The sequence below is a fragment of the Streptomyces sp. NPDC048424 genome (genome assembly GCF_040651555.1).
Taxonomy (GTDB): domain Bacteria; phylum Actinomycetota; class Actinomycetes; order Streptomycetales; family Streptomycetaceae; genus Streptomyces.
Window position 1 is genome coordinate 164234 of the sequence record NZ_JBEZKE010000009.1, and the last position, 20633, is coordinate 184866.

17 protein-coding genes are annotated in these 20633 nt (G+C 72.6%); 10 read left to right on the forward strand and 7 right to left on the reverse strand.

Annotation, left to right across the window (positions count from 1 at the left end; translation table 11 throughout):
* Window positions 1–32: 32 nt before the first annotated feature.
* Window positions 33–995: a methylmalonyl Co-A mutase-associated GTPase MeaB gene (gene meaB, locus AB0D29_RS15660; RefSeq protein ID WP_030708186.1), complete on the reverse strand. Its 963-nt coding sequence runs from the start codon at window positions 993–995 to the stop codon at window positions 33–35.
* Between the two features lie 86 nt (window positions 996–1081).
* A complete protein-coding gene (locus AB0D29_RS15665) occupies window positions 1082–2281 on the reverse strand; it encodes an acetyl-CoA C-acetyltransferase (protein ID WP_362854574.1) in 1200 nt (399 codons plus the stop codon).
* Window positions 2282–2416: 135 nt separating this feature from the next.
* Here AB0D29_RS15665 and mce point away from each other — a divergent pair, with 135 nt between their 5' ends.
* The 7 genes from mce (at window position 2417) to AB0D29_RS15700 (ending at window position 12725) form a co-directional block, all read left to right on the forward strand.
* Window positions 2417–2845, forward strand: a complete 429-nt coding sequence (mce, locus tag AB0D29_RS15670) for a methylmalonyl-CoA epimerase (protein WP_008738238.1) — start codon at window positions 2417–2419, stop codon at window positions 2843–2845.
* Between the two features lie 193 nt (window positions 2846–3038).
* The gene (scy, locus tag AB0D29_RS15675) at window positions 3039–7595 is read left to right on the forward strand and encodes a polarized growth protein Scy (protein ID WP_362854576.1); all 4557 of its coding nucleotides are present in this window, start codon (window positions 3039–3041) and stop codon (window positions 7593–7595) included.
* A gap of 196 nt (window positions 7596–7791) precedes the next feature.
* Window positions 7792–8730, forward strand: coding sequence for a cellulose-binding protein (locus AB0D29_RS15680; RefSeq protein ID WP_030708181.1), 939 nt, complete (start codon window positions 7792–7794; stop codon window positions 8728–8730).
* A 104-nt stretch (window positions 8731–8834) separates the two neighbouring features.
* The gene (locus AB0D29_RS15685; protein ID WP_362854578.1) at window positions 8835–9857 is read left to right on the forward strand and encodes an ABC transporter ATP-binding protein; all 1023 of its coding nucleotides are present in this window, start codon (window positions 8835–8837) and stop codon (window positions 9855–9857) included.
* A gap of 2 nt (window positions 9858–9859) precedes the next feature.
* On the forward strand, window positions 9860–10630 hold the full coding sequence (locus AB0D29_RS15690; RefSeq protein WP_362854579.1) for an ABC transporter permease: 771 nt from the start codon (window positions 9860–9862) through the stop codon (window positions 10628–10630).
* A gap of 146 nt (window positions 10631–10776) precedes the next feature.
* Window positions 10777–11892 (forward strand): ABC transporter ATP-binding protein, encoded by a 1116-nt coding sequence (locus tag AB0D29_RS15695; RefSeq protein WP_362854581.1) that lies wholly within the window; start codon window positions 10777–10779, stop codon window positions 11890–11892.
* Window positions 11889–12725 (forward strand): ABC transporter permease, encoded by an 837-nt coding sequence (locus tag AB0D29_RS15700; RefSeq protein ID WP_362854582.1) that lies wholly within the window; start codon window positions 11889–11891, stop codon window positions 12723–12725. Before AB0D29_RS15695 ends, AB0D29_RS15700 begins: the two co-directional genes overlap by 4 nt.
* Before the next feature lie 29 nt (window positions 12726–12754).
* On the opposite strand, the gene AB0D29_RS15705 is transcribed toward AB0D29_RS15700, so the two are convergent.
* Window positions 12755–13081 carry a hypothetical protein gene (locus AB0D29_RS15705; protein WP_030009607.1) on the reverse strand — a complete coding sequence of 109 codons (327 nt, stop codon included), beginning with the start codon at window positions 13079–13081 and terminating at the stop codon, window positions 12755–12757.
* A 229-nt stretch (window positions 13082–13310) separates the two neighbouring features.
* Here AB0D29_RS15705 and AB0D29_RS15710 point away from each other — a divergent pair, with 229 nt between their 5' ends.
* Window positions 13311–14342 (forward strand): LLM class flavin-dependent oxidoreductase, encoded by a 1032-nt coding sequence (locus AB0D29_RS15710; protein ID WP_362854584.1) that lies wholly within the window; start codon window positions 13311–13313, stop codon window positions 14340–14342.
* A gap of 16 nt (window positions 14343–14358) precedes the next feature.
* Here AB0D29_RS15710 and AB0D29_RS15715 read toward each other — a convergent pair whose 3' ends face one another.
* Window positions 14359–14751, reverse strand: coding sequence for an SCO5389 family protein (locus tag AB0D29_RS15715; RefSeq protein WP_030660337.1), 393 nt, complete (start codon window positions 14749–14751; stop codon window positions 14359–14361).
* A gap of 220 nt (window positions 14752–14971) precedes the next feature.
* Between AB0D29_RS15715 and nucS the strand changes: the two genes are divergently transcribed.
* The gene (gene nucS, locus AB0D29_RS15720; RefSeq protein WP_361754922.1) at window positions 14972–15643 is read left to right on the forward strand and encodes an endonuclease NucS; all 672 of its coding nucleotides are present in this window, start codon (window positions 14972–14974) and stop codon (window positions 15641–15643) included.
* A gap of 110 nt (window positions 15644–15753) precedes the next feature.
* Here the strand turns inward: nucS and AB0D29_RS15725 are convergent, their stop codons facing one another.
* The 3 genes from AB0D29_RS15725 to AB0D29_RS15735 form a co-directional block, all read right to left on the reverse strand.
* Entirely contained in the window at window positions 15754–18288 is a 2535-nt protein-coding gene (locus AB0D29_RS15725) for an ATP-binding protein (RefSeq protein ID WP_362854585.1), read from the reverse strand.
* A 192-nt stretch (window positions 18289–18480) separates the two neighbouring features.
* Window positions 18481–18804: an STAS domain-containing protein gene (locus AB0D29_RS15730; protein WP_030153791.1), complete on the reverse strand. Its 324-nt coding sequence runs from the start codon at window positions 18802–18804 to the stop codon at window positions 18481–18483.
* Window positions 18805–18981: 177 nt separating this feature from the next.
* Entirely contained in the window at window positions 18982–19830 is an 849-nt protein-coding gene (locus AB0D29_RS15735; RefSeq protein ID WP_362854586.1) for a 3-hydroxyacyl-CoA dehydrogenase family protein, read from the reverse strand.
* A gap of 226 nt (window positions 19831–20056) precedes the next feature.
* On the opposite strand from AB0D29_RS15735, the gene AB0D29_RS15740 reads away from it, so the two are divergent.
* A complete protein-coding gene (locus tag AB0D29_RS15740; RefSeq protein WP_030708165.1) occupies window positions 20057–20629 on the forward strand; it encodes a cob(I)yrinic acid a,c-diamide adenosyltransferase in 573 nt (190 codons plus the stop codon).
* Window positions 20630–20633: the final 4 nt, after the last annotated feature.

The following is a 20633-nucleotide window of genomic DNA, read 5'->3' on the forward strand; positions in this document are numbered from 1 at the left end:
CAGCGGCGCCGCACGTGCCGCTGCCGGGGCTCTCAGGCCTCCGTCAGCGTCGCCAGCAGCGCGTCCGCCGCCGCGTACGGATCCAGCTCGCCCACGGCGACCCTGGCGGCCAGCGCGTCCAGGTGCGCGTCTCCGCGCAGGTCCGCCATCCGCGCCCGCAGGGCCGTCACGGCGATGGTCTCCACCTCGCGGGCGGCCCGCGCCGCGCGCCGCTCGGCCAGCACCCCCCGCTCGTCCATCCACGCCCGGTGCTTCTCCAGCGCCTCGACCAGCTCGTCGATGCCCTGCCCGCGCGCGGCCACCGTCTTGACGATCGGCGGCCGCCAGTCCTCCCGGCCCCGCGCCTCGCCCAGCCCCAGCATGTGGTTCAGCTCCCGGGCCGTCGCGTCCGCGCCGTCCCGGTCCGCCTTGTTCACCACGTACACGTCACCGATCTCCAGGATCCCCGCCTTCGCGGCCTGGATCCCGTCGCCCATCCCGGGGGCCAGCAGCACCACCGAGGTGTCGGCCTGCGAGGCGATCTCCACCTCCGACTGCCCGACCCCGACCGTCTCGACCAGGATCACCTCGCAGCCGGCCGCGTCCAGCACCCGGATCGCCTGCGGGGCGGCCCACGCCAGCCCGCCCAGGTGCCCCCGGGTGGCCATGGAGCGGATGTAGACCCCGGGGTCGGAGGCGTGGTCCGACATCCGCACGCGGTCGCCGAGCAGCGCGCCGCCCGAGAAGGGCGACGACGGGTCGACGGCGAGGACGCCGACGCGCTTCCCGGCCTTGCGGTACGCGGACACCAGCGCCGAGGTCGACGTCGACTTGCCGACGCCGGGCGATCCCGTCAGCCCGACCACGTACGCCCCGCCCGTCAGCGGGGCCAGCGCGGCCATCACCTCCCGCAGCTGCGGGGACGCCCCCTCGACCAGCGAGATCAGCCGGGCCACCGCTCTCGGCCGGCCCTCGCGCGCCTGGGCCACCAGCTGGGGGACGTCCACCGCCGTCATACGTGCTGCGCTCCTCGGTTCTCGTACAGGTACGGGTGCGGGTACGGTCGGGCCGCCGGGCGCCCGCGATCGGGGCCCGGCGGTGCCTACTTGGCGACGCGGACGATCAGGGCGTCGCCCTGGCCACCGCCACCGCACAGCGCGGCCGCGCCGATCCCGCCGCCGCGGCGCTTGAGCTCCAGCGCCAGGTGCAGCACCACACGGGCACCGGACATGCCGATCGGGTGGCCCAGGGCGATGGCGCCACCGTTGACGTTCACCTTTTCCGGGGTCACGCCGAGGTCCTTCATTGACTGCACGGCGACCGCCGCGAAGGCCTCGTTGATCTCGATGAGGTCCAGGTCGGAGACCTCCAGGCCCTCCTTCTTCAGGGCGTGCAGGATCGCGTTGGACGGCTGCGACTGGAGGGAGTTGTCGGGACCGGCCACGTTGCCGTGGGCGCCGATCTCGGCGATCCACTCCAGGCCGAGCTCCTCGGCCTTCGCCTTGCTCATCACGACCACGGCGGCCGCGCCGTCGCTGATCTGGGAGGAGGTGCCGGCGGTGATCGTGCCGTCCTTGGCGAAGGCGGGGCGCAGCTTGCCCAGGGACTCCACGGTGGTCTCGGGGCGGATGCCCTCGTCCGCCGAGAAGATCACCGGGTCGCCCTTGCGCTGCGGGATCTCGACCGGGGTGATCTCGGCCTCGAACACGCCGTTCTTCTGCGCGGCCGCGGCCCGCTGGTGCGAGGCGGCGGCGAACTCGTCCTGCGGGGCGCGCTCGATGCCGAGGCGGGTGTTGTGCTTCTCGGTCGACTCGCCCATCGCGATGTTCTCGAAGGCGTCGGTCAGGCCGTCGTAGGCCATCGCGTCGAGCATCTCGATGGCGCCGTACTTGAAGCCCTCACGGGACTTGGGCAGCAGGTGCGGGGCGTTGGTCATGGACTCCTGACCGCCCGCGACCACGATGTCGAACTCACCGGCGCGGATCAGCTGGTCGGCGAGCGCGATGGCGTCGAGGCCCGAGAGGCACACCTTGTTGATGGTGAGGGCGGGGACGTTCATCGGGATGCCGGCCTTGACCGCCGCCTGACGGGCGGGGATCTGGCCCGCGCCGGCCTGCAGCACCTGGCCCATGATCACGTACTGCACCTGGTCGCCGGAGATGCCGGCCCGGTCCAGCGCGGACTTGATGGCGAAGCCGCCGAGGTCGGCACCCGAGAAGGACTTGAGCGAGCCGAGCAGCCGCCCCATGGGCGTGCGGGCCCCGGCGACGATCACAGAAGTGGTGTTGTTCGATCCGGACATGAGGCACAGCCCCTTGGATGAGGAGTGAACGAGGGTTTACGTGAATGTACTGGGCGGTACCGCAGCGGTCACCGGGCTGCCGGTGTGATCGCGCGCACGTTGCGTGACCGCCCCCTTCGGCGGTGCACTGTCACCATGCTGACAAGAATCGACCACATCGGGATCGCCTGCTTCGACCTGGACAAAACCGTCGAGTTCTACCGTGCCACGTACGGCTTCGAGGTGTTCCACTCCGAGGTCAACGAGGAGCAGGGTGTCCGCGAGGCCATGTTGAAGATCAACGAGACGTCCGACGGCGGCGCCTCCTACCTCCAGCTGCTGGAGCCCACCCGCGAGGACTCCGCGGTGGGCAAGTGGCTGGCCAAGAACGGCGAGGGGGTCCACCACATCGCCTTCGGCACCGAGGACGTCCAGGGCGACTCGGAGGCCATCCGCGGCAAGGGCGTCCGCGTCCTCTACGACCAGCCCCGCACCGGCTCGATGGGCTCCTCGATCACCTTCCTGCACCCCAAGGACTGCCACGGCGTCCTCACCGAACTGGTCACCTCCAACCCCGAGCACTGATGGACCACTGATGGCCCGATTCCCCGGCCGGTAGAGTGGCCATGGCTCGGCCGGGGTTCGGTGCGGAGACGGGGTCGGGGCCTGTGACCCCTGCCCCGGTATCTGACACCATTCCCCCGGGGGCGTCGTTCAGCGGGCGAGCGATGCTCATTTGGGAGTGAGCTTGCGACCAGGGGACGGATGGGACCGCGCTGTGCGGGGCTACGAAAGCCAGGAGAGCCATCAGGCCGGGGCCGACCATCTCTCGCGCTTCGAAGCCGAGATGGAGCGGCTGAAGAAGGAGCGCGGGAAGGCCGTCCAGCACGCTGAGGACCTGGGATACCAGGTCGAGGTGCTGCGCGCCAAGCTCCACGAGGTACGCCGATCTCTGGCGTCCCGCCCCGCCTACGACGGCGCGGACATGGGCTACCAGGCGGAGCAGCTGCTCCGCAATGCCCAGATCCAGGCCGACCAGATGCGCTCCGACGCCGAGCGCGAGCTGCGCGACGCCCGGGCGCAGACCCAGCGCATCCTCCAGGAGCACGCCGAGCACCAGGCGCGCCTGCAGGCGGAGCTGCACGCCGAGGCCGTCAACCGCCGCCAGCGGCTGGACCAGGAGCTCAACGAGCGCCGCCAGACCGTCGAGGCGCACGTCAACGAGAACGTGGCGTGGGCCGAGCAGCTGCGCGCCCGTACGGAGTCCCAGGCGCGCCGGCTCATGGAGGAGTCCCGCGCCGAGGCCGAGCAGTCCCTGAACGCCGCCCGCGCCGAGGCCGCCCGGGTCGCCGAGGAGACCCGGCGCCGGATGGCCGCCGACGCGGAGGCCGCCCGTTCGGAGACCGAGGCCACCCTGCTGCGCGCCCGCAAGGAGGCCGAGCGGCTGCTGACCGCCGCCTCCGCGCAGGCCCAGGAGGCCACCGAGCACGCGGAGCGGCTGCGCTCCACCACCTCCGCCGAGGCCGAGCAGACCCGGCAGCAGACCATGGACCTCGGCCGGGTGGCCGAGTCCCGCGCGCAGGAGGCCGAGTCCGCGCTGCGCGAGGCCCGGGCCGAGGCCGAACGGGTCCTCGCCGAGGCCAAGGAGAGCGCGGCCCGCCAGCTGGCGTCCGCGGAGTCCGTCAACGAGCAGCGCACCCGCACCGCCAAGGAGCAGGTCGCCCGGCTGGTCGGCGAGGCCACCAAGGAGGCCGAGGCCCTCAAGACGGAGGCCGAGCAGGCCCTGGCCGACGCCCGCGCCGACGCCGAGCGGCAGCGTACCGAGGCCGGCGAGCAGGCCCGTACGGCCGCGGCCGAGGACATGGCGGCGCAGCTGGCGAAGGCCGCCCGCACCGCCGAGGACGTACTGAACAAGGCCTCGGAGGACGCCCGGGCCACCACCCGGGCCGCGTCCGAGGAGGCCGAGCGGATCCGCCGCGAGGCCGAGTCCGAGGCCGACCGGCTGCGCCTGCAGGCCGCGGCCACGGCGGACGAGCTCAAGGGCGCCGCGAAGGACGACACCGAGGAGTACCGGGCCCGCACGGTCGAACTCCAGGAAGAGGCCCGGCGGCTGCGCGGCGAGGCCGAGCAGCTGCGCGCCGAGGCCGTCGCCGAGGGCGAGCGGATCCGCGGCGAGGCCCGCCGCGAGGCCGTCCAGCAGATCGAGGAGGCGGCCCGGACCGCCGAGGAGCTGCTCGGCAAGGCCAAGGCGGACGCGGACGAGCTGCGCGGCGGGGCGACCGCCGAGAGCGAGCGGGTCCGCGCCGAGGCCGTCGAGCGGGCCGGCAACCTGCGCAAGCAGGCCGAGGAGACCCTGGAGCGGACCCGCGCCGAGGCCGAGCGGCTGCGCGACGAGGCCGAGGAGCGCGCCGAGGCCGTACGGGCCGAGGCGGACGCCGCCGCCCTCGCGCGGCGCGAGGAGACCGAGCAGGCGGTGGCCGCCCGGCGCGCGGAGGCCGACGAGGAGCTCGTACGGCTGCACACCGACGCCGAGAGCCGGCTGACGACGGCCGAGCAGACGCTGCGCGATGCCCGCGGGGCGGCGGAGAACATCCGCCGGGAGACCGCGGAGGAGACGGACCGGCTGCGCGCCGAGGCGGCCGAGCGGATCCGCACCCTGCAGTCGCAGTCCGAGGCGGAGGCCGACCAGCTGCGCACCGAAGCGGCGCAGGACGCCGGGCGGGTGCGCGCGGAGGCCGAGCAGGTCGCCGTACGGCTGCGCGGCGAGGCCGAGGCCGAGGCGGAGCGGGTGCGCTCGGAGGCGCAGGAGACCGCGGACCGGCTGCGCGCCGAGGCGAAGGCGGCGGCCGAGCGGGTCGCCGAGGAGGCCGCGGAGGCCCTGGCCGCCGCGCAGGAGGAAGCCGCCCGGCGCCGCCGGGAGTCCGAGGAGACCCTGGCGTCGGCCCGGACCGACGCGGAGCAGGAGCGGGCGCAGGCCCGCGAGCAGAGCGAGGAACTGCTGGCGGCGGCCCGCCGCCGCTCGGAGGAGGCGCAGGCCGAGGCGGCCCGCCTGACCGAGGAGGCCGAGCGCCGCGCGTCGGAGCTGGTGTCGGCGGCGGAGGCCACCGCCCAGCAGGTGCGGGACGCCGTGGCCGGTCTGCACGAGCAGGCCGAGGAGGAGATCGCCGGGCTGCGCAACGCCGCCGAGCACGCGGCGGAGCGTACGAAGACGGAGGCCGAGGAAGAGGCCGGCCGGGTCCGTTCCGACGCCTACGCGGAACGGGAGCGGGCCACCGAGGACGCCAACCGGATCCGCAGCGAGGCGCGGGCCGAGACGGACGCGGCGAAGGCGCTGGCGGAGCGGACGGTCGGCGAGGCCATCGCCGAGGCGGAGCAACTGCGCGGCGACACCGCCGAGTACGCGCAGCGCCTTCGTACGGAGGCCACGGACGCGCTGGCCGCGTCCGAGCGGGACGCGGCGCGCACCCGCGCCGATGCCCGTGACGACGCGAACCGCATCCGCGGCGAGGCGGCGGAGTCCCTGGAGGCCGCGCGCGCCGAGGGCGCCCGGATCACGGCCGAGGCGACGGCGGAGGCCGAGCGGCTCACCGAGGAGACCCTCGCGGCGAACGCGGCCACGGTCACCGAGGCCGAGGCGGAGGCCTCGCGGATCACGACCGAGGCGGCGCAGGCGGCGGAGGCCGCCCGCGTCGAGGCCGCCGGCACCCTGGACGAGGCCCGCGCCGAGGGCAACCGGCTGCGGACCGAGGCCGCGGAGCAGGTCGACCGGCTCATCACCGAGGCCTCGTCGGAAGCGGACCGGCTCATCGAGGAGACCCGGGCGGCCAACGAGGTCACCGTGGGCGAGGCGACGGCGCAGGCCGAGCGGCTGGGCGCCGACGCGGCACGGTTCAAGGCGCAGGCGGCGGAGACCCTGGCGAGCGCCGAACGCGACGCCGCGAGGATCATTCTCGACTCGCGCGCCGAGGGCGACCGGCTCATCGAGGAGACCCGGGCCGCCAACGAGGCCACGGTCGGCGAGGCGGCGGCGGAAGCCGAGCGGCTGCGCGCCGAGGCGGCACGGGTCCTGGACGACGCCCGCGCGGACGGCGGCCGGATCATCGGCGAGGCCACCGCGGAGGCGGACCGCGTCACGGTCGCGGCCAACGAGACGCTGGCGAGTGCGGAGCGGGAGTCCGAGCAGACGCTCGACGAGGCGCGCGCCGAGGCGAACCGGTTGCGCACCGAGGCGGCCGAGCAGGCGGACCGGCTCATCGCCGAGGCCGCGTCCGAGGCCGAGAAGCTCACCGAGCGGACCCGCAAGGACAACGAGCGCACGGTCGGCGAGGCGGCCGGCGAGGCCGAGCGGCTGCGTGCGGACGCGTCGGAGGCGCTGTCCTCGGCGCAGGAGCACGCGACCCGTACCCGCTCGGAGGCCGAGCGGGTCAAGGCGGAGGCGGCGACCGCGGCGGAGCGCATCCGCGCGGAGGCGCGTACGGAGTCGGAGCGGCTGCTGGACGAGGCCCGCGAGGCGGCCAACAAGCGCCGCAGCGAGGCGGCGGAGCAGGTCGACCGGCTCATCACGGAGGCTTCCGCGGAGGCCGACAAGCTCACGGGCGACGCGCAGCAGCAGGCCCTCGCCGCCACCACGGCGGCCGAGGAGCAGGCCGACGCGATGGTCGACGCGGCCCGCAAGGAGGCGGCGCGGATCACCTCGGAGGCGACCGTCGAGGGCAACTCCATGGTGGAGAAGGCCCGTACGGACGCGAACGAGCTGCTGGTCGGCGCGCGCACGGACGCCGCTGCCATAAGGGAGCGGGCGGAGGAGCTGCGCGGCCGCGTCGAGGGCGAGGTCGAGGAGCTGCACGAGCGGGCCCGCCGGGAGTCGGCCGAGCAGATGAAGTCGGCCGGCGAGCGCGTGGACAAGCTGGTGCGGGCGGCGACCGAGCAGAGCGTCGAGGCCGAGGCGAAGGCCAAGGCCCTGGTGTCGGACGCGAGCAGCGAGGCGAGCAAGGTGCGCATCGCGGCGGTCCGCAAGGCGGAGGCCCTGCTCAAGGAGGCCGAGCAGAAGAAGGCGGAGCTGGCCCGGGAGGCCGAGAGCGCCCTCGCGGAGGCGAAGGCGGAAGCCGAACGCCTCGTCGACGAGGGCCGCCGTGAGCTGGAGGTCCTGGTGCGTCGGCGCGAGGACATTCAGGCGGAGATTTCCCGTGTCCAGGACGTTCTTGAGGCGTTGGAATCATTCGAGGCGCCTTCGGGCGGCGGGAAGCCGACGGTCGGCGGCCAGGGCGCGGGGGGCGTGAAGGCCGGCGTGACCGCAGGATCCACTCGTTCGGGTGGCAAGACGTCAGAGGGCTAGCAAACGCGACGGGGATGTGTCCACCTGATGGAGGTTCAGGCGAACGAGTGACAAGCATTCTGTCGCCTTGCCACTCAAAAGGGGTGTCATTGTCCAGATCAAACGCGGATTGACTCGATGACACGCCGCTCGGGCGCCTAGGATTCCCCTTAACACCTCACGTAGCACCTCATCGGTCTCATTCGACAGGAACCCCATGAGCGACACTTCCTCCCCCTTCGGCTTCGAGCTCGTGCGGCGTGGTTACGACCGTGGTCAGGTGGACGACCGCATTACCAAGCTGGTCTCCGACCGCGACAGCGCCCTTGGACGTATCAACTCTCTGGAAAAGCGGATCGAGGAGTTGCACCTCGAGACGCAGAACGCCCAGGCCCAGGTGAACGACGCCGAGCCGTCGTACGCCGGTCTCGGCGCCCGGGTCGAGAAGATCCTGCGGCTGGCCGAGGAGGAGGCGAAGGACCTGCGCGAGGAGGCCCGTCGCGCGGCCGAGCAGCACCGCGAGCTCGCCGAGTCGGCCGCCCAGCAGGTGCGCAACGACGCCGAGTCGTTCGCCGCCGACCGCAAGTCGAAGGCGGAGGACGAGGGCGTCCGCATCGTCGAGAAGGCGAAGGGCGACGCGTCGACCCTGCGCGCGGAGGCCCAGAAGGACGCGGCCTCCAAGCGCGAGGAGGCCGACGCGCTGTTCGAGGAGACCCGTGCCAAGGCCGCCCAGGCCGCCGCGGACTTCGAGACCAACCTGGCCAAGCGCCGTGAGCAGTCCGAGCGCGACCTGGCCTCGCGTCAGGCGAAGGCCGAGAAGCGCCTCGCCGAGATCGAGCACCGCGCGGAGCAGCTGCGCCTGGAGGCCGAGAAGCTGCGTACGGACGCGGAGCGCCGCGCCCGGCAGACCGTGGAGACCGCGCAGCGCCAGGCCGAGGACATCGTGGCCGACGCCAACGCCAAGGCGGACCGTATCCGCAGCGAGTCCGAGCGCGAGCTGGCGGCGCTCACCAACCGCCGCGACTCGATCAACGCGCAGCTCACCAACGTCCGCGAGATGCTGGCGACGCTCACCGGTGCGGCCGTCGCCGCGGCCAACCCGATCGTGGACGACGAGCCGGTCAGCCGCGGCGTCCCGGCGCAGCAGAGCCGCTGAGCGACCGGCGGGTCGAAACCCGTCGCACGTGCTTGGCCCGACCGAGGGCCCTGTGTCACCTTTTCGAGGTGGCGTAGGGCCCTCGGGCGTTCTAGCGTGGCCGCATGATCGAGCTAGAGGGACTTACCAAACGATTCGGCGCGAAGACCGCCGTGGACAACCTCAGCTTCCAGGTCCGACCGGGGGTGGTGACCGGCTTCCTCGGCCCCAACGGGGCAGGGAAGTCCACGACCATGCGCATGATGCTCGACCTCGACAATCCGACCAGCGGGACGGTCCGGATCGACGGGAAGCACTACCGCGAACTGCCGGAACCTCTGAAGCACATCGGGGCGCTGCTCGACGCGAAGGCCATGCACGGCGGCCGCAGCGCGTACAACAACCTTCTCTGTCTGGCCCAGTCGAACGAGATCCCGCAGAGGCGGGTCGACGAGGTGCTGGACCTGGTCGGACTGACGGCCGTGGCGAAGAAGAAGTCCAAAGGATTTTCGCTGGGCATGGGCCAGCGACTGGGAATCGCCTCCGCACTGCTGGGTGATCCGGAAATCCTGATGTTCGACGAACCCGTCAATGGTCTGGACCCGGAGGGAATTCTCTGGATCCGCAATCTGATGAAGGGCCTGGCGGCAGAGGGACGGACGATCTTCGTGTCCTCCCATCTGATGAGTGAAATGGCGCTGACCGCAGACCATTTGGTCGTCATCGGTCAAGGGAAGCTTCTGGCCGATCTTCCGATGGCTGATTTCATTCAGCAGAACTCCCGCAGTTACGTCCGGCTGCGCTCCCCGCAGCAGGAACGCCTCAAGGACGTCCTGCACGACGCCGGGATCAACGCCGTCAGCGTCCCCGCCACCGGCACGCTGGAGATCGACGGAGCGAGCGCGGAACAGCTCGGCGAGCTCGCCGCCCGGCACCAGATCGTGCTGCACGAGCTCAGCCCGCAAAGGGCCTCACTGGAAGAAGCGTTCATGCGCATGACGGCCGACTCCGTCGAATACCACGCCCACGCACCGGGCGCACCCGGCGCCCCGCTCCCGCCGGGCATGGCCGCCGACAACCCCGCCCGGCCGGCCGACGTCCCCGCGTGGGGCGCCGGCTACGAGGCGACGCGCAAGGGTGGCGAGTGACCATGGCCTACAGCGCCGTCCTCAAGTCCGAGTGGACCAAGATCCGCACGGTCGCCTCCACGAGCTGGACCCTCGCTCTCGTCTTCCTCGTCACCGTCGGGTTCGCCGCGCTGTTCAGCGCCACGTTCGACAAGAACAATCTGGACGCGGCCCAGCAGGCCACCTTCGACGCCACCGCGATGAGCTTCGCCTCGATGCAGTTCGGTCAGCTGGCGATGATCGTCTTCGGTGTGATGGTCGTGAGCACCGAGTACAGCACGGGCATGATCCGCACCTCCCTGGCCGCCGTACCGCGCCGCGGGCACTTCCTGCTCGGCAAGATGGCGGTGGCGACGACGCTGGCCCTGGCCGTGGGGCTGCTGACCAGCTTCGTGTCGTTCTTCCTCACCCAGGCGCTCCTCGGTGACCTCGGCATCGGCCTCGGCGAGGAGAACGTGCTGCGCGCCCTGATCGGCGCCGCCCTGTACCTGGCACTGCTCGCCCTGTTCTGCATGGGCGTGGCGACCATGCTGCGCAGCTCGGTCGCCGCCATCAGCATCCTGGTCCCGTTCTTCCTGATCGTCTCGAACCTCCTCAACGGTTTCGAGGCGACCCGTACGGTCGGCCAGTACCTGCCGAGCAACGCCGGGGCGCGGATCATGCAGGTCGTACCCAACGCCTTCGGGTCCCCCGAGACCCCGTACGGACCCTGGGGCGGCTTCGGGATCATGGTCCTCTGGACGCTGGCCGCGGTACTCGGGGGCTACGCCGTCCTCCGCAAGAGGGATGCCTGACCTCCTGCCGACGTACTACGGGAGATCCCCGGGTCGCTCTCAGGGGCAGCTCAGGGATCCGGCCCGGGACGGAACCAGAGGAAGCTCGTTATCCTCTTAACCCTTACGCGGGCGAAAGTCGTCCCGGCCTGGTAAGGGGCAGCAAGATGATCGAGGCAGTCGGCCTGACCAAGCGCTACGGCGCCAAGACCGCCGTCGACCAGTTGTCCTTCCAGGTCAAGCCGGGTCACGTCACTGGATTCCTGGGGCCCAACGGCTCCGGGAAGTCCACCACCATGCGGATGATCGTGGGTCTGGACCGGCCCACCTCCGGTCATGTCACGATCAACGGCCAGCCCTTCCGGGAGCTCCCGAACGCCCAGCGGCACGTCGGGGCCCTGCTCGACGCCAAGGCCGTGCACGGCGGCCGGCGGGCCCGTACGCACCTGCTGTCCATCGCCCAGCTCTCCGGGATCCCGGAGAGGCGGGTGGACGAGGTGCTGGCCGTGGTCGGGCTCCAGGAGGCCGCCCGGCAGCGCACGAAGGGCTTCTCCCTCGGCATGGGCCAGCGGCTCGGCATCGCCACCGCCCTGCTCGGCGACCCGCAGGTGCTGCTGTTCGACGAGCCGGTCAACGGGCTCGACCCCGAGGGCATCCTCTGGGTCCGCAACCTCATGCGCCGGCTCGCCGCCGAGGGCCGCACCGTCTTCGTCTCCTCGCACCTGATGAGCGAGATGGCGCTGACCGCCGACCACCTGATCGTCATCGGGCGGGGGCGGCTGCTGGCCGATATGGGCACCCAGGAGTTCATCGCGCACAACTCGGCCGGATTCGCTCGGGTGCGCGCGGCCGACACTGATCGCGATGGCCGGGAGACGCTGGGTACGGCCCTCACCAAGGCCGGCGGCCGGGTGCTCCAGGAGCCCGACGGAGCACTGCGCGTCACCGGTCTGGAGCTGCCCCGCATCTCTGACCTCGCGCACGGGGCCGGCGTACGGCTGTGGGAGCTGTCGCCGCACCACGCCTCGCTGGAGGAGGCGTACATGCGGATGACCCAGTCCGCCGTCGAGTACACCTCCACCGAGGACCCGCGGGCCGAGCTCTGGGAGCCCGAACCGCTGACCCTCCCGGCGTGGGAGGAGGAACCGGCGGCACCGGAGGTCCCGCAGACGGGCTTCTTCGCGCCGCCCCCGCCCGGAGCGGGCGGGCAGCCCTTCCTCATGCCCAGCAATCCCGGCGAGCTCACGAGCACCGCCAAGAAATCCCCCGAGGACTCACGATGACCCCGACGACCACGACGCCGGAGCGGTCCCGGAGCTACAGCTCTCCCCTCCCCACGCCGCGGCCGCACCTGGGGCACGCGGTGGCCTCGGAGTGGACCAAGCTGGTCTCCATCCGCTCCACCATGTGGACGCTGGGCTCGCTCGTGCTCACCGTCGTCGGCATCGGGCTGCTCTTCGTCTCGCAGACCGGGGACGAGGACTACTCGGGGATCACCTTCACCACACCCGCCCTCTTCGGTCTGCTCGTGGGGCAGATCGCGGTGATGGTCCTCGGCGTGCTGACCATCACCTCGGAGCACGGCACCGGGCTGGCGCGGACCACGTTCACCGCCGCCCCGGACCGCTACCGGGTCCTCACCGCGAAGTACCTCGTCTTCAGCACCACGGCCTTCGTCACCACCGTGCTGTCCGTCTTCGTGGTCGGGATCGCCGCCTCGCTCGTCCACGACGGTGCCACGGCCGGCTCGCACGCGGCCCACGAGTGGCTGGGCGCGCTGCTCGGCTGCCTCTACGTCACCCTGCTCGGCGTGCTCGCGCTCGCCATCGGCGCGCTGGTGCGGCACTCGGCCGGGGCGATCGCCGTCATGCTCGGCATGATCACGCTGCCGCCGGTCATAGGGGCCATGCTCAGCACCTGGGAGGCCGTGGCGCCCCTCGGGCGGGCCGTCCTCCAGCGCAACGTGCCGGTGGCGCTGAGCCAGCTCTTCGGCATGAAGGAGGGCGGCGACCTGGGCGCGGCGCCCAGCATCTTCTCGCACGTGCTGCTCATCGTGCTGGTGACGGGCGCGGCGGTGACCGCCTCGTACCTGTCGGTCGGCCGCCGGGACGTCTAGGACGCCCAGGGGGTTCCGGTACCGGGGTTCTAGTACCTCGGCGCGTTGCGGGACCGCTGCACCTTCGAGGTGCGGCGGTCCTTCGCGTTCCAGCAGGCCTTGTGCCAGTGCCGCCGGTCGTCCACGCCGCCGTACTCCGGCCAGGCCACCAGGTGCGGGGTGCCGGAGGGGATCTCCTGGTCGCAGCCGGGGCAGCGGTAGCGCTTGCCCGCCGCGCTCGCGCCGGCGACGTGCCGGACCTTCCAGTCCTCGCCCTGGTACTCCTCGGTGCGCTCCAGCCCGTAGCGGTCGAGGCCGGTGCTGGGGCGTTCGTCCGGGGTCTCGCCGCCCCTGGGGCGGTTGTTGCGCGGTGACACGTATACCTCACGGAAGGGCGGACGGCAGTGACTTTCTCCCAGACTACGCGCAGCGAGGCCGGGTACCCGCAGGGTGGCTGAGGAAGGCCGCGGTCCGAAGAGGAATGGCCCGACAATCCCAATAACTTTCCTGTCAGCCCGTGCCTTTGGCACGTGTCAGACGTTGTTGCCATAGGAAGAACCGGTCCACCTGGGGGAGGCCGCGTCAGCCGCGAGGAGGCTAAAGGCGATGCGCGTAGGAGCGTTTGTACTGGCGGCCCAGTTCCCGGGCCAGGGACAGGGAGAGGCACTGCACCGGGCGGTGCGGACCGCCGAGGTGGCCGAGGAGGCCGGGCTCGACTCGGTCTGGCTCGCCGAGCACCACTTCGTCCCGTACGGGGTCTGCCCCTCGGCGGTGACCCTGGCGGCCCTGCTGCTGGGCCGGACCCGGCGGCTGCGGGTGGGCACGGCGGTGAGCGTGCTGCCGAGCACGCACCCGGTGGCCCTCGGCGAGCAGGCGGCGCTGCTCCACGTGACCTCGGGCGGCCGGTTCACCCTGGGGGTCGGCCGCGGCGGGCCGTGGGTCGACCTGGAGGTGTTCGGGGGCGGCCTGGACTCGTACGAGAACGGATTCCCGGAGGCGCTGGACCTGCTGCGGCGCTGGCTGACGCAGGCGCGGGTGGGCGCCGCCGGCGAGCGGTACGGCTTCCGCGAGGTGGCCGTCGTACCGCGCCCGTCGGAGGCCCTGGACGGGGACGGCTCGGGGCCGGAGGTCATCGTGGCGTGCACCTCTCCCGCCTCCGTGCGACTGGCCGCGCAGCGCGGGCTGCCGATGCTCCTCGGCATGCACTGCGGGGACGAGACCAAGGCGGAGATGGTCGCGCTGTGGCGCGGCACGGCGCTGGCGGCGGGCCACTCGCGGGAGCACGTGGCCGGCGCGGGACACGTCTCCGCCGGGGTGTGCCAGCTCGCGGACCGCACGGCGGACGCCCGCGAGACCCTGCTCAAGGCGATGCCGGGATGGCTCAAGCAGGGTCTGGACGCGCACGTGACCGTGGACGGACGCGTGCGCGCGATGCGGGATCCGGTCGCGTACACGGAACTGCTGTGCGACCTGCACCCGGTGGGTACCCCGGAGGTGGCGGCGGACCGGCTGGCGGCCACGTCCGCACGGACGGGGATCACGCGCTTCGCCCTCCTCACGGAGGGTTCCGGCGATCTCGCCGCGACGGAGGAGAACGTACGACGACTCGGCGTCGAGGTCCTGCCCCGCCTCGGCTGAGATCGACCGGACCTGCTTAGCAGTCCCGCAGTTCGGGCGACTGGTTGAGCAGCTGACCGCGGATCGAAGTGAACTTGGCCAGCCGGTCGTCCACCGAGGGGTCCAGCGGGAACACCGCAACCCGGTGACAGTTCTGGAATGCCAGGCGCACTCCGAAGTGCCGCTGCAGGGCACCCCGTATCGCGTCACTCGCGAGGGCACGCAGCAGCTGCCCCCGCGCCTGCTCGTCGGGCGGCGGCGTCTGGTTGTCGGCGAACTGTCCGCCGTCCACCTTCAGCTGGGCCACCAACGAGCTGATCATCTCCCATGCGTAGGGCAGGGAGGTCCGGACGCAGTCGACGAAAGCGGCTTCGTCGACCTCGCCTCGCTCGGCCTGTTCGAGTAGGGCCGGTGAGACGTCGAGCGACATGGGTTCTCCTCTCGCGACCCCGGCTGATTGGGTTGCCGGAGTCTTACGGGCAGGGAAGGAGGTCGCGACGCAGAGTGCACGCTCCGCCACCTCCCGCTCACCACGGTAGGCGCCCCATGGGTGGCGCACCAGGAGAATGCGCATACAACGCGCCATCCGCGAAGGGGGCTTTCAGGGGCGAATCGCGTGGAGGCCTTCTCGTCGAGTAGCGTTGCCGACCATGCGTCTCGTCATTGCCCGCTGCTCCGTCGACTACGCGGGCCGGCTCACCGCCCATCTGCCCTCGGCACCCCGTCTGATCCTCGTGAAGGCCGACGGCAGTGTCTCGATCCACGCGGACGACAGGGCGTACAAACCGCTCAACTGGATGTCGCCCCCGTGCACCCTCAAGGAGGGGAGCGGTGATGACGCCGGGGTGTGGACGGTCATCAACAAGGCGGGCGAGAAGCTCATCATCACCATGGAGGAAGTCCTGCACGACTCCTCCCACGAGCTCGGCACCGACCCGGGACTCATCAAGGACGGCGTCGAGGCACACCTCCAGGAACTCCTCGCGGACCGCATCGAAACGCTGGGCGAGGGCTACACCCTGATCCGGCGCGAGTACATGACGGCGATCGGTCCGGTGGACATCCTGTGCCGGGACGCCTCCGGCGCGACGGTGGCCGTGGAGATCAAGCGGCGCGGCGAGATCGACGGCGTCGAGCAGCTGACCCGCTACCTGGAGCTCCTCAACCGCGACCCGCACCTGGCGCCGGTCCGGGGCATCTTCGCCGCCCAGGAGATCAAGCCGCAGGCCAAGGTGCTGGCGACGGACCGCGGAATGGACTGCGTGGTCCTGGACTACAACGCGCTGCGCGGCATCGAGGACGACAAGCTCCGCCTGTTCTGATCCCCGGCCCCGCCCGACTGTCCGGCTGTCCGGCTGTCCGGGCGACGACCGACCCGACCGCCCACTGACGCAACGGCTCCGCCCCCCCATGGGGACGGAGCCGTCGGCGTTCACGGGCCCGCGGTGGGCGAGGCGGCGGTGGCCGTGACCACCTGGGTCGCCGTCGGCGAGGGCACGGCGGTCTCGGTCGGCGTCGGGGACGGTCCCGCGGTGGTCGGCGGGGGCGAAACGGACGACGGCGGCGGGGAGTTCGGCGGCGTCGCGGACGGGCGGCGGGACGGGGTCCGGCCCGGCGTGCGGCCCGGCGTGGGGGCGGCGGCGCTCTGCCCGGGCTGTGCGGCCTCCGACGCGGGGGCCGAGGCCGCCGGCGGCTCCGGTGCAGGATCGTTCCCGCTGGTGCCCGGCACGGTCGGCGGGATCAGGGCCGACGGGGTCGCGGAGACCGCCGGGCCCTGCGCCGGCGGCGTGTCCTCCGAGGAGCCCAGCGCCAGGGCGACGACCGTGCCCAGCGCCACCACCGTCAGGGCTCCCGCCCCGGCGAGCAGCACCAGCCGGCGCCGGTCCGGCCGCCGGGCCGGCGCGGGCGCGGGCTTCGGGGCGGCGGGCGCCACCGGCTTGGGCGACAGCGGGAAGGCGTCCTCGAACACCTCCGACAGCGTCGTGGGCGGCTCCGAGCTCCGGCCCACCGGCACCACCGGGGTCATCCGCGTCACCGCCTCGGCGGAGACCGGGCCCACCGGGACCGCGGGGGCGACGCGGGACGACGGGGCCGGCCGGTTCGCGGTCGGCGCGGCCTTGGCGAGCGGCGCGGTCGGGGCGGCCTTGGCGAGCGGCGCGGTCGGGGCGGACGAGGCCACCGGGCCGGCCGGGGTGGCCGGGGTCGCGGGGGTCGCCACCGTCAGCGCCTCCGAAGCCGCCGCCAGGGCGGCCGGCGCCTCCAGCCGCAGCGGCGGCGACGCCGCCACCTGCGTCTCCCGGTCCACGACCAGCGCCAGCGCGCGCCGCCCGGCCACCGTGCCCCGCTTGTCGGCCAGCGCCCCGCGCAGCCCGATCGAGGTCTCCAGCTCGGCCCGCGCCCGGTCCAGGCGCCCCTCGCACAGGGCCAGCACGCCGAGCTCGTGGTGGAAGTACGCCTGCTCGGCGACCTCTCCCGCCTTGCGCGCGGCCTCCGCTCCGGAGCGCAGCACCCGCTCCCACGCCTCCCAGTGCAGCGAGCCCGCGAAGGCCGGAGCCGCCGTCCGCGCCAGCAGCACCGCGGCCACCACGTCGGCGCCGGACAGCGCCGCGAGCACCGCGTCCGCCTCGGCCGCGACCCGCTCCGGGGTCACCGAGGCGTGTCCGGTCCACCAGGCGTAGTGCCGGGCGGCCGTACGGGCCTCCTCCGCGGCGGTGTCCCCGTACGCGGCCTCCTCCAGCTGCCGTGCGACGCCCGCGGCGAGCCGGTAGCGCGTCCCGACGGGCGTCAGCAGCCCGCAGGCCAGCAGCTCCGCCACCGCCGTGTCGGCGTGGGTGTCCCCCACCAGGGCCGGCAGGTGCGCGTGGTGCGGCAGCTCCCCGCCGAGCGCGCAGGCGATCCGCAGGGCCGCCCGCGCCGACTCGCTGACCCGCGAGGCCAGCAGCTCGGCCGGGGCGGCGCCCTCGGCCAGCGTCGGCATCGGCACCTGCGCGGCGTCGCGCGGGCGCTCGTCGAAGACGCCGGGCTCCTCCTCGTCGTCGTCCTCGGCCGTGTGGTTGAGCTCGTCCCGCTGCCGCAGCAGCGCGGCGGCCTGTACGAAGCGCAGCGTCAGCCCCTCGGAGGCGAACCACAGGTCCCCCGCCCAGGCGGTCTCCTCGTCCGTCAGCGGCCGTCCGACGCCCGCTTCGAGCAGTTCCACGCAGGCGGCCTTGTCCAGCCCGGTGAGGAAGACCTCCTCGATGTGCGAGTCGTCGGAGGGTGAGCGGGTGTCGGGGGTCGTGGCGAGCAGGTAGGCGCATTCGGGGGTGGCGCGCAGCAGTTCGTCGAGGGCGGCGCCGCCCATCTCCAGGTCGTCGAGGAGGACGATGGCGCCGATGTCCCGCACGCGGGCGAGGAGCTCGTCCCGCTCGGGCCGCTCCCCCGGGGCCTCGTACACGCTCGCGTAGAGCGTCTGCAGGAGTTCCGAGGGCTGCTGGTGCCCGCACCCGGAGAGCCGTACGACGCCGTCGGGCGCGAGGCCCGCGCACCGGGCGGCGACCGCGTCGAGCAGCACGCTGCGGCCGGATCCGGCGGGCCCTGTCAGCCGTACGGACCGGCCCCGGGCCAGCAGTCGGACGAGGCGCTCCTGCTCCTCGTCGCGGCCGAGCAGGGGGCGTATGAGGCCGCCGGGGCCCGGCAGGGCGGGCACCCGTGCCGCGGTCTCCCGGGCCGTACGGGCCGCCGCGTCGCGCTTGGCGGGGCGGCCGCGCTCGGTGCCGGGGCGGAGCGGCTCGATCTCACTGCCGTCGACCGGGTTGACGGTGAGGGTGAAATCGCCCGCGGTCAGGGTGACGACCCGTGCGGGTCCGTGAGCCGTGGGCGCGGGGGTCGTGGCGGACGCGGCCGGAGCCTGCCCGGATCCGGGCACGGGCGGCGCGGAGCCGCCTGCGGACTGCCCGTCCTGTTCGGTCTGCCCCTGTGTACGGTCCATGACCCAGTCCCCCGATCGCGGGCCGCGCGCCTCGCCGTCGTACCGCCCGGCCTCGGCGCACCCGCGGTCGCTCCTGGTCCGGTTTCCGCCCGAACCCTAGACCGTGGCCGGTGGTGCGGGAAACCGCAGGGGGGCGATCACCACCGGACCGTTACGTTTCCGCAGGAAATGCAAAGGTCAGAGGCCTGCCGTTCAGACGCGGGGCAGGGACTCCGCCTCCAGGCCGCCCTCGATGGCGAGGATCCGGTGCAGGCGCGTCGCGACGAGCAGCCGCTGCATCTGGGGCGGCACCCCGCGCAGGACGAGGCGCCGGCCGGTCCGGCCGGCCCTCCGGTGCGCTCCCATGATCACTCCGAGGCCGGTCGCGTCCCAGGAGTCGAGCCCGGTGAGGTCGAGCACGAGGTCGCCGTGGCCGTCGTCGAGCGCGGTGTGGAGGGCCGTACGGGCGTCCGCCGCGCTGCGCACGTCGAGGCGGCCCCCGACAGCGAGTTCGGCGTGGTCGCCCCTGATGTGCATGTGTACTCCCGGCAGTACTGCGTACGTATGGTCCGACTGGTCCGTGGTCGGCAACTCTCACTTCAACTGACTGCCCGACGGGCAGGGAAGTTGCCGACCGTGAGCGAACCGATACCTAATTCACCCTGAGGGGTGAACGAGATATTCGAACGGTGGTGCTCAGTGGCTGGCCCGGCCTCAGTGCTTGTAGAAGCCCTGGCCGCTCTTGCGGCCGATGTCGCCCGCGTCCACCATCCGGCGCATGAGCTCCGGCGGCGCGAACTTCTCGTCCTGCGTCTCGGTGTAGATGTTGCTGGTGGCGTGCAGCAGGATGTCGACGCCCGTGAGGTCGGCGGTGGCCAGCGGCCCCATCGCGTGGCCGAACCCCAGCTTGCACGCGATGTCGATGTCCTCGGCGGACGCCACGCCCGATTCGTACAGCTTGGCGGCCTCGACGACCAGCGCGGAGATCAGACGGGTCGTCACGAAACCGGCGACGTCGCGGTTGACGACGATGCAGGTCTTGCCGACGGACTCGGCGAACGCCCGCGTGGTGGCGAGGGTTTCGTCGCTCGTCTTGTAGCCGCGCACGAGCTCGCACAGCTGCATCATCGGGACGGGCGAGAAGAAGTGCGCGCCGACGACCCGCTCCGGACGCTCCGTCACGGCCGCGATCTTGGTGATCGGGATGGCGGAGGTGTTGGAGGCGAGGATCGTGTCCTCGCGGACGACCTTGTCGAGGGCCCGGAAGATCTCGTGCTTGATCTCGATCTTCTCGAAGGCGGCCTCCACGACGATGTCCACGTCGCCCACCGCGTCGAGGTCGGTGGTCGTCGTGATGCGCGCGAGCGCCGCCTCGGCGTCCTCGGCCGTCAGTTTGCCCTTGGAGACGAACTTGTCGTACGAGGCCTTGATCCCGTCCGTGCCACGGGTCAGCGCGGCGTCGGTGACATCGCGCAGCACGACGTCCCAACCCGCCTGAGCGGAGACCTGAGCGATCCCGGAACCCATCAGTCCGGCACCGATGACGGCGAGCTTCCCAGCCACTGCACACCCCACGTTCTTCAAATGACCAGTCTCAAATACGGCACGGTCTCGTAGCCACTCCGGCGGAGACTAGCGCCCGGGCGGTGCGGTGTGACCGCGAAGTAACACGCGTCACGTCTCAGATGACGGACATCACACCGGTACGGCCCAGCACCCCTGCCCAGCCCTCCAGTTCACCCGTCCTCCGGCTCGCCGCGGCCGGGGGCGCTCCGTCTACGCTGGCCGCATGGTGAACCTCACGCGCATCTACACCCGTACCGGCGACTCGGGCACGACCGCCCTCGGCGACATGAGCCGCACGGCCAAGACCGACCTGCGGATCTCCGCGTACGCCGACGCCAACGAGGCCAACGCGGCCATCGGGACGGCCATCGCGCTCGGCGGGCTGCCGGCGGAGGTCGTGAAGGTCCTGGTCCGCGTGCAGAACGACCTGTTCGACGTCGGCGCCGACCTGTGCACGCCGGTGGTCGAGAAGCCGGAGTACCCGCCGCTGCGGGTGGAGCAGTTCTACATCGACAAGCTGGAGGCGGACTGCGACCTCTTCCTGGAGCAGGTGGAGAAGCTGCGCAGCTTCATCCTGCCCGGCGGCACCCCCGGAGCGGCCCTGCTCCACCAGGCCTGCACGGTGGTCCGGCGCGCCGAGCGCTCGACGTGGGCGGCGCTGGAGGTGCACGGCGAGGTGATGAACCCGCTGACCGCCACCTACCTGAACCGCCTCTCCGACCTCCTGTTCATCCTGGCCCGCGTGGCCAACAAGGAGGTCGGCGACGTCCTGTGGGTACCGGGCGGCGAGCGGTAGGACG

Bases quoted from the DNA above. Each gene is read 5' to 3' on its own strand.
- meaB (WP_030708186.1), bottom strand. From the start codon at position 995: ATGACGGCGGTGGACGTCCCCCAGCTGGTGGCCCAGGCGCGCGAGGGC.
- AB0D29_RS15665 (WP_362854574.1), bottom strand. From the start codon at position 2,281: ATGTCCGGATCGAACAACACCACTTCTGTGATCGTCGCCGGGGCCCGC.
- mce (WP_008738238.1), top strand. From the start codon at position 2,417: ATGCTGACAAGAATCGACCACATCGGGATCGCCTGCTTCGACCTGGAC.
- AB0D29_RS15680 (WP_030708181.1), top strand. From the start codon at position 7,792: ATGAGCGACACTTCCTCCCCCTTCGGCTTCGAGCTCGTGCGGCGTGGT.
- AB0D29_RS15685 (WP_362854578.1), top strand. From the start codon at position 8,835: ATGATCGAGCTAGAGGGACTTACCAAACGATTCGGCGCGAAGACCGCC.
- AB0D29_RS15690 (WP_362854579.1), top strand. From the start codon at position 9,860: ATGGCCTACAGCGCCGTCCTCAAGTCCGAGTGGACCAAGATCCGCACG.
- AB0D29_RS15695 (WP_362854581.1), top strand. From the start codon at position 10,777: ATGATCGAGGCAGTCGGCCTGACCAAGCGCTACGGCGCCAAGACCGCC.
- AB0D29_RS15700 (WP_362854582.1), top strand. From the start codon at position 11,889: ATGACCCCGACGACCACGACGCCGGAGCGGTCCCGGAGCTACAGCTCT.
- AB0D29_RS15710 (WP_362854584.1), top strand. From the start codon at position 13,311: ATGCGCGTAGGAGCGTTTGTACTGGCGGCCCAGTTCCCGGGCCAGGGA.
- AB0D29_RS15715 (WP_030660337.1), bottom strand. From the start codon at position 14,751: ATGTCGCTCGACGTCTCACCGGCCCTACTCGAACAGGCCGAGCGAGGC.
- nucS (WP_361754922.1), top strand. From the start codon at position 14,972: ATGCGTCTCGTCATTGCCCGCTGCTCCGTCGACTACGCGGGCCGGCTC.
- AB0D29_RS15725 (WP_362854585.1), bottom strand. From the start codon at position 18,288: ATGGACCGTACACAGGGGCAGACCGAACAGGACGGGCAGTCCGCAGGC.
- AB0D29_RS15730 (WP_030153791.1), bottom strand. From the start codon at position 18,804: ATGCACATCAGGGGCGACCACGCCGAACTCGCTGTCGGGGGCCGCCTC.
- AB0D29_RS15740 (WP_030708165.1), top strand. From the start codon at position 20,057: ATGGTGAACCTCACGCGCATCTACACCCGTACCGGCGACTCGGGCACG.